Annotated in this window: 14 protein-coding genes; 9 read left to right on the top strand and 5 right to left on the bottom strand. The window is 60.8% G+C overall.

Features of this window, described 5'->3' with window-relative positions; all coding sequences use genetic code 11:
• Positions 1-59: 59 nt before the first annotated feature.
• On the top strand, positions 60-482 hold the full coding sequence (locus AC3IYG_RS05620) for a 3-isopropylmalate dehydratase (protein WP_489312771.1): 423 nt from the start codon (positions 60-62) through the stop codon (positions 480-482).
• Between the two features lie 305 nt (positions 483-787).
• On the opposite strand, the gene AC3IYG_RS05615 is transcribed toward AC3IYG_RS05620, so the two are convergent.
• Positions 788-1,564 (bottom strand): ABC transporter substrate-binding protein, encoded by a 777-nt coding sequence (locus AC3IYG_RS05615; RefSeq protein ID WP_489312770.1) that lies wholly within the window; start codon positions 1,562-1,564, stop codon positions 788-790.
• A 326-nt stretch (positions 1,565-1,890) separates the two neighbouring features.
• Between AC3IYG_RS05615 and AC3IYG_RS05610 the strand changes: the two genes are divergently transcribed.
• From AC3IYG_RS05610 to AC3IYG_RS05595, 4 genes are all read left to right on the top strand, one after another.
• On the top strand, positions 1,891-2,430 hold the full coding sequence (locus AC3IYG_RS05610; protein WP_489312769.1) for a sigma-70 family RNA polymerase sigma factor: 540 nt from the start codon (positions 1,891-1,893) through the stop codon (positions 2,428-2,430).
• Positions 2,427-3,179 (top strand): FecR domain-containing protein, encoded by a 753-nt coding sequence (locus tag AC3IYG_RS05605; RefSeq protein WP_489312768.1) that lies wholly within the window; start codon positions 2,427-2,429, stop codon positions 3,177-3,179. The genes AC3IYG_RS05610 and AC3IYG_RS05605 overlap by 4 nt, the downstream gene beginning before the upstream one ends.
• Positions 3,131-3,391 (top strand): hypothetical protein, encoded by a 261-nt coding sequence (locus AC3IYG_RS05600; protein ID WP_489312767.1) that lies wholly within the window; start codon positions 3,131-3,133, stop codon positions 3,389-3,391. The genes AC3IYG_RS05605 and AC3IYG_RS05600 overlap by 49 nt, the downstream gene beginning before the upstream one ends.
• A gap of 103 nt (positions 3,392-3,494) precedes the next feature.
• Positions 3,495-5,951 carry a TonB-dependent siderophore receptor gene (locus tag AC3IYG_RS05595; protein ID WP_489312766.1) on the top strand — a complete coding sequence of 819 codons (2,457 nt, stop codon included), beginning with the start codon at positions 3,495-3,497 and terminating at the stop codon, positions 5,949-5,951.
• 15 nt (positions 5,952-5,966) lie between these two features.
• Here AC3IYG_RS05595 and moaE read toward each other — a convergent pair whose 3' ends face one another.
• The 4 genes from moaE to AC3IYG_RS05575 form a co-directional block, all read right to left on the bottom strand.
• Positions 5,967-6,422, bottom strand: a complete 456-nt coding sequence (moaE, locus tag AC3IYG_RS05590) for a molybdopterin synthase catalytic subunit MoaE (RefSeq protein ID WP_489312765.1) — start codon at positions 6,420-6,422, stop codon at positions 5,967-5,969.
• 1 nt (position 6,423) lies between these two features.
• On the bottom strand, positions 6,424-6,672 hold the full coding sequence (moaD, locus tag AC3IYG_RS05585; RefSeq protein ID WP_489313845.1) for a molybdopterin converting factor subunit 1: 249 nt from the start codon (positions 6,670-6,672) through the stop codon (positions 6,424-6,426).
• Entirely contained in the window at positions 6,672-7,160 is a 489-nt protein-coding gene (gene moaC, locus AC3IYG_RS05580; RefSeq protein ID WP_489312764.1) for a cyclic pyranopterin monophosphate synthase MoaC, read from the bottom strand. Before moaC ends, moaD begins: the two co-directional genes overlap by 1 nt.
• A gap of 245 nt (positions 7,161-7,405) precedes the next feature.
• Positions 7,406-8,797, bottom strand: coding sequence for a PhoH family protein (locus tag AC3IYG_RS05575; RefSeq protein ID WP_489312763.1), 1,392 nt, complete (start codon positions 8,795-8,797; stop codon positions 7,406-7,408).
• A gap of 567 nt (positions 8,798-9,364) precedes the next feature.
• Between AC3IYG_RS05575 and yaaA the strand changes: the two genes are divergently transcribed.
• The 4 genes from yaaA to AC3IYG_RS05555 all read left to right on the top strand — a co-directional run bounded on the left by yaaA (position 9,365) and on the right by AC3IYG_RS05555 (position 15,098).
• Positions 9,365-10,144 carry a peroxide stress protein YaaA gene (gene yaaA / locus AC3IYG_RS05570; RefSeq protein WP_489312762.1) on the top strand — a complete coding sequence of 260 codons (780 nt, stop codon included), beginning with the start codon at positions 9,365-9,367 and terminating at the stop codon, positions 10,142-10,144.
• A 794-nt stretch (positions 10,145-10,938) separates the two neighbouring features.
• On the top strand, positions 10,939-12,249 hold the full coding sequence (gene algD, locus AC3IYG_RS05565) for a GDP-mannose 6-dehydrogenase (protein ID WP_489312761.1): 1,311 nt from the start codon (positions 10,939-10,941) through the stop codon (positions 12,247-12,249).
• A gap of 164 nt (positions 12,250-12,413) precedes the next feature.
• Positions 12,414-13,895, top strand: a complete 1,482-nt coding sequence (gene alg8 / locus AC3IYG_RS05560; RefSeq protein WP_489312760.1) for a mannuronan synthase — start codon at positions 12,414-12,416, stop codon at positions 13,893-13,895.
• 36 nt (positions 13,896-13,931) lie between these two features.
• Positions 13,932-15,098 (top strand): PilZ domain-containing protein, encoded by a 1,167-nt coding sequence (locus tag AC3IYG_RS05555; protein ID WP_489312759.1) that lies wholly within the window; start codon positions 13,932-13,934, stop codon positions 15,096-15,098.
• The last annotated feature ends 1 nt before the right edge of the window (position 15,099 follow it).

Genomic DNA, 15,099 nt, shown 5'->3' with positions numbered 1-15,099 from the left:
GCGATTCAGCTACAGTTCCTGCAGCATCCCTACCGATCACCCGCCCATGGAGGGCCCCAATGCGATTGATCTGTGCAGTACTCCCCCTACTGACGCTGGCCGGTTGTTCATCCTTTGCCGACCCTGAGCAAGTGACCCACGTCCCCGAGGACCGCCTGCTGGCCTATCAGCAGCCTATCGAAGGCGGCGGTCAGATCGTGGTAAACCGCGACATCGGCATGCTGGGCGGTGGTTGCTACGTAGCCTTCCTGATCGACCGCCAAGTGGCCGCACGTATCGGTATCGGTGAAGTCGCCAACTTCCAGGTGCCACCGGGCGCTCGCATCGTCGGCATCGGCATCGATGAACAGGACGACACACTCTGCGGCAAAGGCCGCCTGCGCTACGAACTGGCCGTTCAGCTGAAGGAAGGTGAGAGCCAGCATTTCCGCATAGTCAGTGAGAACAAGGGTGGGTTTGCGATTCGGGCGGAGGCCCCTTGAGTCTTCTCCTCGCATGACTACAGGAAGACGAGGCCAGTTTGCATCCCGGGCTCGCCGTCTCCCGCCACACGCTGCGGCGATGGGGTAATGGGCGTGCCATGACGCACAGCTATCGAGGCCTGACCTGCCGAGATAAAGGCTTTCACGGTAATCTTTGCCCGATTGGCTTAGCCTGGCGGGGATGTTCTTGGCCGGTTTGGATCGGCCAGGAGCGGCGGGTTGAACACCGGCCATAGACGAACACAGGGTAATCCTCCCGCCAAAAAACAGCCCCGCAGATGCGGGGCTGTTTTCTTCCAGCAGGCTTACTTGCCGTAAATATCGAAGTCGAAGTACTTGCTCTGGATCGCCTGATATTTGCCGTTGGCGCGGATCGCCTTGATCGCCTCATTGAGTTTGCTCAGCAGCGCGCTGTCGCCCTTACGCACAGCGATCCCGGCGCCTTCGCCGAAGTAGTGCGGGTCGGTGAAATCCGGGCCGACAAAAGCGAAACCCTTGCCACTGTCGGTTTTCAGGAAACCTTCATTGAGCGGGATGGCATCCGCCAACACGCCGTCCAGGCGCCCGGACAACAGGTCCAGGTAGATCTCGTTCTGGGTGCTGTAGCGCACCACCACCACGCCTTTGGGCTCCAGCACTTCGGTCGCGAAGCGGTCGGTGGTGGTCGAGCGTTGTACCGCGATGCGCTTGCCCTTGAGACTCTGGAAATCGGCATCGACTTCGGTACCGGCCTTCATCGCCAGGCGTGCCGGGCTGTAGTAGTACTTGTTGGTGAAATCCACCGACTTGCGCCGCTCATCGGTAATGGTCATCGACGACAGAATCGCATCGACCTTGCGCACTTTGAGGGACGGAATCAGACCGTCGAACTCCTGCTCGATCCACTGGCACTTGACCTGCATCTGCTCGCACAGCGCATTACCAATATCATGGTCGAAGCCTTCGATTTCCCCCGCCGGCGTCTTGTAGGCGAACGGTGGATAAGCCGCCTCGATACCCAGTTTCAGGGGCTTATCGGCCGCGAACAGGCTCGAAGCCATCAGGCTGAGGGCGATACCACCCAGTAATGCGATTTTTCTCATGATTGCGACTCCCGCTGTACGTAGACGTATAGGACTACTCGCTGCCGGCAGGGGGCTGGCAGTTAGGTTCGGTTTGGGTATCAAGTTGCAAGGCAGAAGAAGGGCAGCCCGCGGCAAGCAGGGGCTGGAACGGATTGGCTGATGACTGACGGTAAAGGTCCATGGCTCGCCACGTTTTGTACTTATTTGTCCATACTGGACTTTAAGGTATTGCCCGTCAATAACCCAAACAATAAACCTGGACTCAGCCGAGTAGTGGCCTGTCGTTGCTCTTCAACGGCGACTCGATTAAATTGCGACGCATTCTCAACAAGTAGCCGCACCCCATGCCCCTGGCCATACCCACCCATGACGAACGACACGCCGTCGGCACGCTCTACAGCGACCACCACGACTGGTTGTTCGGCTGGCTGCGACGCCGCCTGGGCTGCTCGTACAATGCGGCGGACCTGGCTCAAGACACCTTCGTCCGCCTGCTCCTGGCCGAGCAGGCAGCACGCCTGCCCAGCGAGTTGCGTGAGCCCCGACACTTCCTGGTCACCGTCGCCAAACGGGTGATGGTCGACCATTTTCGCCGCCGTGCGCTGGAGCAAGCCTACCTCGAAGCCCTTGCCAGCCAACCGCTGGCCGAGGAACTCTCGCCGGAAAGCCGCCTGCTGATCCTCGAAACCCTGCTGGCACTGGACGCCATGCTCGACGGCCTGGGCACCAAGGTTAAGCAGGCCTTCCTGCTCTCGCAGCTCGAAGGCCTGGGCTATGCGGAAATCGCCAAGCGCCTGGAGGTATCGGTCAGCTCGGTAACCAAGTACATGGCCAAAGCCACCGAACAATGCCTGCTGTTCGCCCTGGATGCGCAGCAAGCATGAGCGCCCAACCATCCATCAGTGCTCAACAGCGCCTGGCCCTGCGCGCGGCAGCGCAGTGGTATGCACGCCTGGGTGCCGACGACGTCGGCAATGACCTGCACCAGCAGTGGCGCGCCTGGCATACCGAGGACACCCTGCACCAATGGGCCTGGCAACGGGTACAAGCCCTACAAGCGCAACTGCAGGACCTACCCGGCCCGCTGGCCTACCAGGCCATGCAGCAAGCCGGCAATGCCCAGGCATTCGGCCGCCGCACCCTGTTCAAAGGCCTGCTGCTGGGCCTCGGCACCGGCAGCCTGGGGCTGTATGGCTACCGCGAAGCCCCCGTGTGGCTGGCGGACTATCGCACCCGCACCGGTGAGCGCCGGCGCATTGCGCTGGCCGACGGTTCAACCCTGATGCTCAATACCGCCAGCGCGGTGGATATCCGCTTTCAGGCCGATCTGCGTCTGGTGGTACTGCAAGCCGGGGAAATCCTGATCGAAACCGGCAAGGATGTACGCCCCTTTGTGGTCCGCAGTGCCGAAGGCGATATGCGCGCCCTCGGCACGCGCTTTACCGTGCGCCAGCGCGAGGGCATACCGACCTCTGCGTTCTGGAACATGCGGTGGCCGTGCACAACCGCAATGGCACAGGCGCCGAGCGGATCGTGCAGGCCAATCAACACCTGTCGTTCTCCGCCACCCAGCTCTACAACCCAATGGCCGCCGATCCCAGCCAGACGCAGTGGAGCAATGGCCAACTGGTGATCGACAACTGGCGCCTCGACCGCCTGCTTGCCGAACTACAACGCTATCGCCCGGGGTTTGTGCAGTGCAGCGCCGACATCGCCGACTTGCGCCTTTCCGGCGCCTACCCGCTGGACGACACCGACAGCGCCCTGGCCGCTATCGCCAGGGCGCTGCCCGTGCGGATCGAACAGCGCACGCGCTATTGGGTGCGGGTAATGGCCAAGGCCTGAAACGCCGCTGCGAAAACTTCTCATCTGCCATTGTCGATTTGCCCCACCTCGCTCGACTCCCTCTGCAAAGACCATAACGCCTACCCGATCTTCAGGAGTCAGCATGCACGCAGGGCAGAAAAAAACAGCGGTTCGCCCGCTCAGAAAACCTTTAGCCGCCGCCATTCTTGGCGCCACCTTGGCCATGCACGGCGCCTTGCTGCTACCGCTGGCAGCCCACGCGGCGCAGAGCGAAACGACCGCCCAACGCAGCTATGCAATTGCCCCCGGCGCCTTGGGCGCGGTGCTCAGCCGCTTTGCCGGTGAAGCCGGGGTGGTGCTGTCCTTCGATGCCAGCCTGACCAATGGCAAACAGAGTAATGGCCTGCAAGGCAGCTACAGCGTCGACCAGGGTTTCGCCCAACTGCTCGCCGGCAGCGGCCTGCAAAGCGTGCGGGAAACTGGCAATAGCTACTCACTGGCAGCGCTGCCCAGCGCCGGAACCCTGTCGCTGGGCGCCACCAACATCGACGGCAGCGGCCTGGGGGAAAGCACCGAGGGCACCGGGGCCTACACCACCGGCAGCACCCGCACGGCGCTGAAGCTGCCGCTGTCGATCCGCGAAACACCGCAGTCGGTGACAGTGATTACCCGCCAACAAATGGATGACCAGGACGCCCGCAGCATCAGCGATGTGCTGAGCCGCACGCCGGGCATTTCCATGCAGGCCTATGACAGCGACCGCATGGAGTTCTCCACCCGTGGTTTTGCCATCACCAACTTCCAGTTCGATGGGGTCAACACCCTCTACGACGGGGTTTACGACCAGGGCACCACACACACCGACATGGCCGTCTACGACCGCGTCGACGTCATCAAAGGCGCCACCGGCCTGATGACCGGCCTGGGCGACCCCTCGGCCACCGTCAACCTGGTGCGCAAACGCCCGACCCGCGACTTCCAGGTCTCGATTACCGGCAGTGCCGGCTCCTGGGACAACTACCGCAGCGAAGGCGATATCTCCGGTGCGCTGAACAGCGAGGGCAGCCTGCGCGGGCGCGTGGTCGGGGTGCACCAGGACCGCAACTCCTACCTCGACCACTACGAGCAGAAAAAAGACATCCTCTACGGCATCCTCGAGGCCGACCTCACCCCGGACACTCTGCTGACCTTCGGCATCGACCACCAGAACACCAAACCGCGCGGCAGCTCCTGGACCGGCGACGCGGCGTTCTTCAGCGATGGCAGCGAAACCGATTTCTCGCGCTCGTTCAACCCCGGCACCGACTGGAGCCGCCGCGACTTCGAAAGCACGACGTTTTTCGGTTCGCTGGAACAGAACCTGGCCAACGACTGGAAACTCAAGGCCAGCCTGACCCACATGATCAACGAGCACGACACCCTGCTCGGCTCCGCCAGCGGCGGCAACCCAGACCCGATTACCGGCCAGGGCATGGCGTTCTACTGGGGCCACTGGGAAGGCCACCGCGTGCAGGACACCGTGGACATCAACGCCAGCGGCCCCTTCACCCTGTTCGACCGCGAGCATGAACTGGTGGCCGGTTTCACCGCCGCGGCGGCGAAAACCACCGGCGACCTTTTCGAAAGCGTGCAAGGCGCCACAGTGCCCGGCAGTATCTTCGACTGGAGCGGCGACTACCCCGAGCCGGACTTCCCCAAGAACGGCGAGTACGAAACCAATCAGCGGCAAAACGGCGCATACCTGGCCAGCCGCTTCAAGCCGACTGATGACCTGTCGCTGATCATCGGCACGCGGGTCAGCACCTTCAAATACGACGACCACAGCGACTACTACATCGACCCCGACAGCCGCACCAGCTACGAGCAGCATGGCGTGGTCACGCCTTACGCCGGCGTGGTCTATGACCTCGACGACACCTACTCGCTGTACGCCAGCTACACCGCCATCTACCAGCCGCAAACCCTCAAGCAGGAAAACGGCAGCACCCTCGACCCGGTGGAAGGCGCCAGCTATGAAGGGGGGATCAAAGGCGAGTACTTTGGCGGGCGCCTCAACGCCAGCCTGGCGCTGTTCCGCATCGAACAGGACAACGTTGGGCAGTACGTTGGCACCACCAACAATGGCGTCGACTATTACAAACCCATCGAAGGCGCGACCACCAAGGGCATCGAGCTGGAAATCGCCGGTGAACTGAGCGAGGGCTGGAACCTCTCCGCCGGCTACACCTATGCCCGCACCCGCGACGCCGAAAACCAGCGCATCTTCGGCTTTCCGCTGTCCACCACCAAACCGGAGCACGTGGCGCGGCTGTTCACCAGCTACCGCCTACAGGGCGACCTTAACCGCCTCACTGTCGGTGGCGGGCTGAGTTGGCAGAGCCAGTTCTACGGCGATGCCTGGGGCCCGTACCTGCTCAAGCAGGAGAGTTACACCCTGGTGGATGCGATGGCCCGCTACGATTTCAACGAGCACCTGAGCGCCAGCCTGAATGCCAAGAACCTGCTGGATAAAGAGTACCTCTCGGGCCTCGGCAACTACGGCACCACCTACTACGGCGAACCGCGCAGCCTGAGCCTGTCGGCTACCTGGAAGTTCTAGAAGCCGGTTAGCGACTCAGGGCTTAGCCCAGCGCTGCGCGGCGTCTTTGTCGCTGCAGCGCCCTTCCACCCAGCGCGGCCCTTCCGGGGTGTCTTCCTGCTTCCAGAATGGCGCGCGGGTTTTCAGGTAATCCATGATGAACGCGCAGGCATCGAAAGCGGCCTGGCGATGCGCGCTGGCGGTGGCGACAAACACAATCGGCTCGCCCGGCTCCAGGCGACCGATACGGTGGATAACCTCGAGCGTCAGCAACGGCCAGCGCTCCTGGGCCTCGGCGGCAATCTTGCCGAGAGCTTTTTCGGTCATGCCGGGAAAGTGTTCAAGGAACATCCCCGCCACCTCGCGACCGTCGTTGAAGTCACGCACATAACCGACAAAGCTGACCACCGCCCCCACGCCGGCATTGGCGGCATGCATGGCGTTCAGCTCCAGGCCCGGGTCAAATGCAGCGACTTGCACGCGAATGGCCATCTCAGCCCCCGGTCACAGTGGGGAAAAACGCCACTTCATCGCCTTCGGCCAGCGGTTCATCGAGGCTGCACAGCTCCTGATTGCGCGCGCACATCAGGTTCTGCTCGGCCAACACCTGCCAGACCCCGCCACGGGCCAGCAGGTGCTGACGCAGTTCGTCGAGAGTGGCGAACTTGTTGCCGGCGCTCAGTTGCTCGGCGTCGATACCCAGCGCCTCGCGGTAACGGGCGAAATACTGCACGCGAATCATCATTCATCCTCGGCCTTGGGTTCTTGCATCTTGAAGGCGCCACTCTTGCCGCCGGACTTCTCCAGCAGGCGCACGCTTTCAATGACCATGCCGCGATCCACTGCCTTGCACATGTCATAGAGGGTCAACGCCGCCACGCTGGCCGCGGTCAGCGCCTCCATCTCCACCCCGGTCTGGCCGGCCAGCTTGCAACGGGCACGGATGCGCACCGCGTCGCTGCCTTCGGCCGTCAGTTCGACTTTCACGCTGGTCAGCATCAACGGATGGCAAAGCGGGATCAGATCAGAGGTTTTCTTTGCCGCCTGGATGCCGGCGATGCGCGCCACGGCGAACACGTCGCCTTTGGGGTGGCCGCCGTCCTGAATCAACTGCAGGGTTTGCGGGCGCATGCGTACCAGGGCTTCGGCCACGGCTTCACGGGACGTCACCGCTTTTTCGGTGACATCGACCATGTTCGCGCGGCCTTGGGAGTCGAGATGGGTTAACACTGCCTTACTCCAGATGAGGAATGGCGATTGTAAACCCGCGAGTCAGATTACGGCAGGCCTGAATAGCAACCTATCAGCGCTAGACACACCTAATCCATCGATCAACTGTGGCAGCGGCTTCAGCCGCGATACCCTTTCGCGGCTGAAGCCGCTGCCACAAGGCCCCAGGCGAAGCGCAGGAACAATCCAGCCGGCACAAAAAAGCCGGGCGGTATCCCCCCGCCCGGCTTGTCGATGGAACCGAATTACATGTTGGCTTCGGCGTACTCCGCCAGCACCGAGCGCGGCACCCCTTGCAGGGTGATGTGCACGCCGTGGGGGAAGTCCTTGAAGCGTTCGGTGAGGTAGGTCAGGCCCGAGCTGGGCGCGGACAGATACGGCGTATCGATCTGCGCCAGGTTGCCCAGACACACCACCTTCGAGCCGCTGCCGGCGCGCGTGATGATGGTTTTCATCTGGTGCGGGGTGAGGTTCTGACACTCGTCGATCAGGATCAGGCTCTGCTGGAAACTGCGCCCGCGAATGTAGTTCAGCGATTTGAACTGCAACGGTACCTTGCTGAGGATGTAGTCGACGCTGCCATGGGTGCTTTCGTCATCCATGTGCAGGGCTTCCAGGTTATCGGTAATGGCGCCGAGCCAGGGCTCCATCTTCTCCGCCTCGGTGCCCGGCAGGAAGCCGATCTCCTGATCCAGCCCCTGCACACTGCGGGTGGCGATGATCCGTCGGTAGCGTTTGCTGACCATGGTCTGCTCGATCGCCGCGGCCAGCGCCAGGATGGTCTTGCCCGAACCGGCCGCGCCGGACAGGTTGACCAGGTGGATGTCCGGGTCGAGCAACGCGAACAGCGCCAGCCCCTGATAGATGTCGCGCGGCCGCAGGCCCCAGGCTTCCTGATGCAGCAACGGCTCCTGATGCAGATCGAGAATCAGCAGTTCATCGGCCTTGATGCCCTTGATCCAACCGACAAAGCCTTGTTCATCGATGATGAACTCGTTGATATGCACCGCCGGCAGGTTGTCGGTGAGTTGCACTCGGTGCCAGGTGCGGCCGTGATCCTGACGGGTTTCGACCTTGCTCACGCGGTCCCAGAACGAGCCGCTGAGCGTGTGATAACCACGCGGCAGCAGGGAGATATCGTCGACCAACTGGTCGGTGTGATAGTCCTCGGACTCGATACCACAGGCACGCGCCTTCAGGCGCATGTTGATGTCCTTGGTCACCAGCACCACGGACAAACCGGGCTTGCGCGATTTCAGCTCCACCAGTTGATTGATGATCTTGTTGTCGTTGAGGTCTTCCGGCAGCCAGGTGACGGGCTCGGCACGACGGCTCATGAGGATCGACAAAAAGCCACAGGGCCCACTCTTGTCACGCTGAATGGGCACCCCGTGCTCCACTTGTTCCGGCGTGGCTTGACCGAGAATCTTATCGATCAGGCGAATGGCTTGGCGGCATTCGGCGGCGACGCCCTGCTTGCCGGTTTTCAGCTTGTCCAGCTCCTCCAGTACGGTCATCGGAATGGCGACGTGGTGTTCCTGAAAGTTCAGCAATGCATTGGGGTCGTGGATCAGGACGTTCGTATCGAGGGCATAGAGGGTTGGAGCAGTAGGGCTGGAGCGTCCGTGGTCATCCATACTCGGTCACCTTCTTATAGGAGCCAAGCGACGGAATGCCAGAACGGCGCTCCGCCGCGGAGAGGCCGTCGATCTCTCGGGCCGCGGCGCGAGAAGATGCTATCCAGGTGTTGGCCCATGGCCGCCACCTGTGTTGCAGGGTTCGACGGTCTGCCCTTTAGATACTCCAAAAAACATGACAGGAAAAAGTAATTTTTTCGTTTTTGCAGTTTATTTGTCGGCGCGACGAAAAGTGCTTGGCGCCACCCGGCCGGCTCGTTAAAGTCGGAAGTCCTACCGCCTCGCAGAAGGCGCATCCTCGCCACACCGATTCACCTCCACGGTCACCTGCACAAGCGCTGAAAAGCCCGCCAAGCGTGCCTTGTAGCGATCCGACGAGGTGTTGCCGCGGGTCATCGGATGCGCGATGCACGCGTATTGCGATCTAGCCGATCGCAGCCACAGGTGCACATTGGTTGCAAGAGTGGCAAGCCCCCTTGGCCCGCGACCCGATCACCTCACCAGCGTTATCGCTAGAGCCTGAACCGCGCACCACCTAGAATCAGCCCAGCCTTTAGGAGACGACTCATGCTGATGGTGATATCCCCCGCCAAAACCCTCGACTATGAAAACCCGCCGAACACCACCCGCTATACCCAACCCGAATACCTCGATCACGCCCAGGAGCTGATCACCCAGCTGCGCGAACTCAGCCCGGCACAGATCGGTGAGCTGATGCACCTCTCGGACAAGCTCTCCGGGCTGAATGCCGCCCGCTACGGCAGCTGGACGCCGGCCTTCACGCCAGAGAACGCCAAGCAGGCGCTGCTGGCCTTCAAGGGCGATGTTTATACCGGTATGCACGCGCAGGACTTCGCCGAGGTCGATTTCGACTTCGCCCAGCAGCACCTGCGCATGCTTTCGGGCCTGTATGGTCTGTTGCGGCCGCTGGACCTGATGCAGCCCTACCGCCTGGAAATGGGCACCAAGCTGGCCAACAGCCGGGGCAAGGACCTCTACGCCTTCTGGGGCGAGCGCATCAGCGGTTGGCTGAACGAAGCCCTGGCCGCCCAAGGCGACGACATCCTGCTCAACCTGGCCTCCAACGAATACTTCAGCGCGGTGAAACGTCAGGCCCTCGACGCCCGGATCATCAACACCGAGTTCAAGGACCTGAAAAACGGCCAGTACAAGATCATCAGCTTCTATGCCAAAAAGGCCCGCGGCATGATGGCCCGTTATGTGATCAAAGAACGTCTGAACAGCCCAGAGGGACTGAAGGATTTCAATGCCCAGGGCTACCGCTTCTCGGCGCCACACTCCAAACCGGACAGCCTGGTGTTCCTGCGCGACACACCGGAAGACTGACCGCGTCCTTGCACCCGCTGTCCGGCGGGTGCAGCCCTCTGCCCTCGGACCCGGCTACCGGCCAAACAGGCGACGACATCCAGCGCCCATGGCAACCCCCGCACCCCTCGCGTACTGGCTAAATGTTATCTCGCCGTACACCCGCGTCGATATTCATAGCGCCATATCCTGAAACTTTCAGAAAGTTTCATTTCCATGAAATTGTTTATTCAGTGAAATTTACCGCCATTACTGATTTTTTTCAGTGATGGCACTTAGGCTGAATCAAAGTGATGGCAAATAGTTATTCAACTCGAACAATCCCGCTTATACCGTGGCCTCCAGCTTAAGTGCCATCACTGTGCGACCATTGCACTTGATCACTATATTTCCGCGCACTTCAAAAAGCCTGACGAACGGTAGGAACTATCATTTGCAATGTTCGCTCATAACTCCGTAACGACTTTTATCGGTCTGGCACAAGAGTGCGAAAGAGTGCTTTATCGCGATTAACAGATCCATCTAACCGCACTTATTGAAGCCCGACTCACAAAGCCATTTTCAAGCAGGGAGACATGTCCTACCCAGTAGATCACCAGCAGCCGAATCATGGCCCTGCGTCCAGTATTGGAGCGTAGCGCCACACTCCAGGGCAACCGTTTTGAACAATATGCCCAATTCAGCGCCGCCACTAGGGCGGGGTAACTCATTGTGCCTGCGCCCAGCTAATTACTTAATTACCTAGAGCGCTAATAAAAGACAGGTTAGTTACAAAACCCTATTTAACGGCGCAATAAACTAACAAGGTGAATACCATGCGTATCAGCATTTTTGGTTTAGGCTACGTCGGTGCAGTATGTGCCGGTTGCCTGTCTGCACGTGGTCACGAAGTGATTGGGGTGGACATTTCCGCCGCCAAGATTGATCTCATCAACAAGGGCAAATCGCCGATTGTCGAACCTGGTCTTGAGAAGCTTCTGGAAGAGGGTATCAAGTCGGGGCGCCTACGCGGCACTACCGACTTTGCCGCCGCGATCCGGGATAGCGATTTGTCGATGATATGCGTCGGCACCCCGAGCAAGAAGAACGGCGACCTGGAACTCAACTACATCGAATCGGTGTGTCGCGAGATCGGTTTCGTCCTGCGTGACAAAGCCACCCGCCACACCGTCGTGGTCCGCAGCACCGTGCTGCCAGGCACCGTGAAGAATATCGTCATCCCGATTCTCGAAGACTGCTCCGGCAAGAAAGCCGGGGTCGATTTCGGCGTGGCGGTCAACCCGGAATTCCTGCGTGAAAGCACCGCGATCAAGGATTACGACCAGCCACCGATGACGGTGATCGGCGAACTGGACAAGCAATCCGGCGACACCCTGGAAGACATCTACCGCGAACTCGGCGCACCGATCATCCGCAAGGGCATCGAAGTCGCGGAGATGATCAAGTACACCTGCAACGTCTGGCACGCGACCAAGGTGACCTTCGCCAACGAGATCGGCAACATCGCCAAAGCGGTCGGCGTCGATGGTCGTGAAGTGATGGAAGTGGTCTGCCAGGACAAGACCCTGAACCTGTCGCAGTACTACATGCGCCCAGGTTTCGCCTTCGGTGGTTCTTGCCTGCCCAAGGACGTGCGCGCCCTGACCTACCGCGCCGGCTCCCTGGACGTCGATGCACCGCTGCTCAACTCGCTGATGCGCAGTAACGTGGCGCAGGTGCAGAACGCCTTCGACATCATTGCCAGCCATGACAAGCGCAAAGTCGCCATGCTCGGCCTGAGCTTCAAAGCCGGCACCGACGACCTGCGCGAAAGCCCCTTGGTCGAGTTGGCCGAGATGCTGATCGGCAAGGGTTACGACCTCAGCATCTACGACAGCAACGTCGAATATGCACGGGTCCATGGGGCCAACAAAGACTATATCGAGTCGAAGATCCCCCACGTTTCTTCCCTGCTCAACAGCGACTTCGACCAAGTCGTAAATGGCTCCGACATCATCGTACTGGGTAACCGTGATGAGAAGTTCAGAGCCCTGGCACAGCACGCACCGGACGGTAAGCAAGTCGTCGATCTGGTGGGTTTCATGACGCACGCCACCCGTGGCGGCGCTGAAGGCATCTGCTGGTAGTAGCCAGTTGTTCTGCCGGCGCATAGGCACAGGCCGCAACGTGCCCATCAACACCGGCAGAACCTTACCCCGGCCATAACGCAATGCGGCACCTGGGCCGGATCCACGCGGGAAACCGCGTGTATCCGCCGGAGGCATGCCCGAAATCAGAGATGAATGTAGAGATGGATAGGCTCAAGCAGGGTTTCGCTGAAGCCGCCGGCTGGCTGTTATACCTCAGTGTGCTTATGGGGATTGCCCTGGCGTTGCCCAGAACAGTCTTCGACCCGGAGTCGAAGGACTTCCTTTTACTGATCGGTGCGGTCGGCATCTGGCGCTATTCCATGGGCGCCATGCACTTCCTGCGCGGCATCTTGTTTCTCTACGTGGTGTTTCCGCACTACCGACGCAAGGCAAAAAAGCTCGGCAAGGACGCAGACCCCTCGCATGTGTTCTTGATGGTCACCAGCTTTCGTATCGACGCGCTGACCACCGCCCAGGTCTATCAGTCGGTGATTCGCGAAGCCATCGAATGCGGCTACCCGACCACCGTGGTCTGCTCGATCGTCGAGCTGTCCGATGAGTTCCTGGTCAAGAGCCTGTGGGAGAAGTACAACCCGCCGGCCCATGTGACCCTGGATTTCGTACGGATTGCCGGCACCGGCAAGCGTGACGGGCTGGCCCACGGTTTCCGCGCCATCTCCCGGCTGTTGCCGGACCAGGATGCGGTAGTCGCGGTGATCGACGGCGACAGCGTGCTGGAGCCCGGCATCGTCAGGGCTACGGTGCCCTACTTCAAGCTGTTCCCCAACGTCGGCGGGTTGACCACCAACGAGTTCTGCGAGGTGCGCGGCAGCTACATCATGAGCGAGTGGCACAAACTGCGCTTCGCACAGCGCCACCTCAACATGTGCTCGATGGGCCTGTCCAAACGGGTACTGACCCTGACCGGGCGGATGTCGGTGTTCCGTGCACCGGTGATCACCAACCCGGAGTTCATCGCCGACGTCGAAAGCGACTCGCTGGATCACTGGCGTCTGGGCCGTTTCAAGTTCCTCACCGGCGACGACAAGTCCAGCTGGTACAGCCTGATGCGCCTGGGCTACGACACCTTTTACGTGCCGGATGCGGCAATCAACACGGTCGAGCATCCGCCGGAAAAGAGTTTCATCAAAGCCAGTCGCAAACTGATGTTCCGCTGGTACGGCAACAACCTGCGGCAGAACTCGCGGGCCATGAAGCTCGGCGTCAAACGCCTCGGGCTGTTCACCAGCCTGGTGCTGTTCGACCAGCGCGTATCGATGTGGACCTGCCTGTTGGGGCTGACCGTGGCGATCATCGCCAGCGTCAAGTACAGCATCGCCTTCCTGCTGATCTACCTGCTGTGGATCGGCACCACGCGGCTGATCCTGACGCTGTTGCTATCGGTCAGCGGGCACCGCATCGGCCCGGCTTACCCGGTGATTCTTTATTACAACCAGATCGTCGGCGCGATGGTGAAGATCTACGTGTTCTTCCGCCTCGACCAGCAGTCCTGGACCCGTCAGCCCACCAAGCTAAACCGCGACCTCGCCAGTTTTCAGCGCTGGTTCAACACCTGGTCGTCCCGAACCATGACCTTCTCTGCTGCGAGCGTGTTTATTGCCGCGCTGCTGCTGGTGGTCTGAACGGACATGAATGGAATTTTGAGTAGGAATATCGCCATGAATACAGCCGTCAACATCAATGTGGTGCATGAGTCCGAAGCCCAGCGCCAGCACGCCCGGGTCAAGCTCCCGGCGAAAATCCGCTTCAGCGGCAAGAACCGCGAAGTGGTCGAGCAGAACCTGCTGGACCTTTCCGCCGGCGGCTTCGCCCTGAGCGACAGCAAGATCGCGCTGCAGGTCGGCGACTATCACAAAGGCAAAATGCTGTTTGCCATCGACAACATCAGCCTGGCCATCGACGTGGAGTTCCAGGTGCGTTCGGTCGACTTCGACAGCGGCCGCGCCGGTTGCCAGTTCAACAACATGCAACCGCGCGAGATCACCACCCTGCGTCACCTGATCACCGCGCACCTGAGTGGCGAGTTGGTGAGCGTCGGCGAACTGCTGACCACCCTGCAGCGCGAGAATTTCACCAAGGCACGCAAGCAAAAAACCGGCAGCGGCATGAGTGCCATCGGTCGTTTGCGCGCGGTAACCTTCAGCCTGGCGTTGTTCCTGGTCGGCTTAGCCGCCTTCGGCTTGATTTTCAAGTCGGTCTACGGCCTGTACTTCGTCACCCACGCGCAGTCCGGCCTGGTGCAGGTGCCGGGCATGCAAGTGACCATGCCGCGTGAAGGCACGGTACAGAGCCTGGTCAGCGCCGATGGCCAGGTGAGCAAAGGTGCGCCGATCGCCACGTTCAGCGCCTCGATGCTGGAAATGCTCAAGGGTCACCTGGACGAGCAACAGCTCAACCCGGCCAACGTCGAAACCCTGTTCGGCAAGCAGATGAAAGGCACCCTGACCAGCCCCTGCGACTGCACCGTGGCGCGCCAACTGGTGGCCGACGGGCAGTTCGCGAACAAGGGCGAGGTGATTTTCCAACTGGTGCAACGTGGCAGTCAGGCCAGCATCGAAGCCCGCTTCCCCTACAGCAAATTCCGCGAGATCAAGCCCGGCGCCCGCGTCAGCTTCCTGGTGGCCGGTGAAACCGAAGCGCGCCACGGCAAGATCGTCAGCAGCAGCTTGAACGACAGCGACAACCTGTCTTCCGACATTCGCGTGCAGATCCAACCGGACGAGCCGCTGGACAGCGCCCTCGCCGGCCGTCCGGTGGAAGTCAGCAGCGATCGCGGCCCCTCGCTCGATTGGCTGATCGACAAAGCCATGGCCGCGGGGCTCTAAG

It is taken from the genome of Pseudomonas sp. KH_027 (assembly GCF_057838565.1).
The sequence above is the reverse complement of the archived record's forward strand: the minus strand, read 5'-3'. Positions and strand labels throughout refer to the sequence as shown.

Excerpts from the sequence above, each read along its gene's own strand:
- yaaA (WP_489312762.1), top strand. The coding sequence starts at position 9,365 with ATGCTGATGGTGATATCCCCCGCCAAAACCCTCGACTATGAAAACCCG.
- AC3IYG_RS05595 (WP_489312766.1), top strand. The coding sequence starts at position 3,495 with ATGCACGCAGGGCAGAAAAAAACAGCGGTTCGCCCGCTCAGAAAACCT.
- moaE (WP_489312765.1), bottom strand. The coding sequence starts at position 6,422 with ATGGCCATTCGCGTGCAAGTCGCTGCATTTGACCCGGGCCTGGAGCTG.
- AC3IYG_RS05605 (WP_489312768.1), top strand. The coding sequence starts at position 2,427 with ATGAGCGCCCAACCATCCATCAGTGCTCAACAGCGCCTGGCCCTGCGC.
- AC3IYG_RS05600 (WP_489312767.1), top strand. The coding sequence starts at position 3,131 with ATGGCCGCCGATCCCAGCCAGACGCAGTGGAGCAATGGCCAACTGGTG.
- AC3IYG_RS05575 (WP_489312763.1), bottom strand. The coding sequence starts at position 8,797 with ATGGATGACCACGGACGCTCCAGCCCTACTGCTCCAACCCTCTATGCC.
- AC3IYG_RS05555 (WP_489312759.1), top strand. The coding sequence starts at position 13,932 with ATGAATACAGCCGTCAACATCAATGTGGTGCATGAGTCCGAAGCCCAG.
- AC3IYG_RS05610 (WP_489312769.1), top strand. The coding sequence starts at position 1,891 with ATGCCCCTGGCCATACCCACCCATGACGAACGACACGCCGTCGGCACG.
- moaD (WP_489313845.1), bottom strand. The coding sequence starts at position 6,672 with ATGATTCGCGTGCAGTATTTCGCCCGTTACCGCGAGGCGCTGGGTATC.
- AC3IYG_RS05620 (WP_489312771.1), top strand. The coding sequence starts at position 60 with ATGCGATTGATCTGTGCAGTACTCCCCCTACTGACGCTGGCCGGTTGT.
- alg8 (WP_489312760.1), top strand. The coding sequence starts at position 12,414 with ATGGATAGGCTCAAGCAGGGTTTCGCTGAAGCCGCCGGCTGGCTGTTA.
- algD (WP_489312761.1), top strand. The coding sequence starts at position 10,939 with ATGCGTATCAGCATTTTTGGTTTAGGCTACGTCGGTGCAGTATGTGCC.
- AC3IYG_RS05615 (WP_489312770.1), bottom strand. The coding sequence starts at position 1,564 with ATGAGAAAAATCGCATTACTGGGTGGTATCGCCCTCAGCCTGATGGCT.